This window comes from Cognatishimia activa, from assembly GCF_001458335.1.
In the GTDB taxonomy this organism is placed as follows: domain Bacteria; phylum Pseudomonadota; class Alphaproteobacteria; order Rhodobacterales; family Rhodobacteraceae; genus Cognatishimia; species Cognatishimia activa.
Genome location: NZ_CYTO01000026.1, coordinates 53,606 through 54,051, shown reverse-complemented (window position 1 = coordinate 54,051; position 446 = coordinate 53,606). Strand labels below are relative to the sequence as shown.

General features: G+C 63.9%; 1 pseudogene. It reads right to left on the bottom strand.

Going from position 1 to position 446, the window contains the following annotated elements:
* A pseudogene (locus TA5113_RS16460) lies at window positions 1–446 on the bottom strand (cytochrome C); the annotation flags it as partial.

Sequence of the window (446 nt, the reverse complement as noted above, 5' to 3'; positions counted from 1 at the left end):
CCGGCACCGAGCACGCCCGCCGAGCCTGTGGCATTGTTGAGTTCCAACCACGCCCGACCCAATGTCCGGGCCGCATCAGGGTCCGCGGCTTTGATATGGTCAGCGAACGCGCGGTAGAGCTCCTTGGCAGTTGCCACTGCCCGTTGCGATACCGCCGGGTTGTCTGCAGCAGTGGCCGCGTCCAGCTCTTCTTCGATTCTCAGCGCAATGAGGCGGGTGGCCGCCACATGAACGGCATGCCGATCCTGCCAGCCGATAGCGTCGGTCAAGTCACCGACATCAACGGCGCTTTCTCGGTCCAACCAGGCAAGTGCTCCGAGGCGATACTCCGAGCCATGATAGGGCTCGGACCAGGCTTGCTCCACCTTATACCACGGGACCGGCGCGAGATTGCCCAGAAACAGCGTCAACCGATAGGCTGCCGCTTCGGGCAGCCAGGGGGCTTC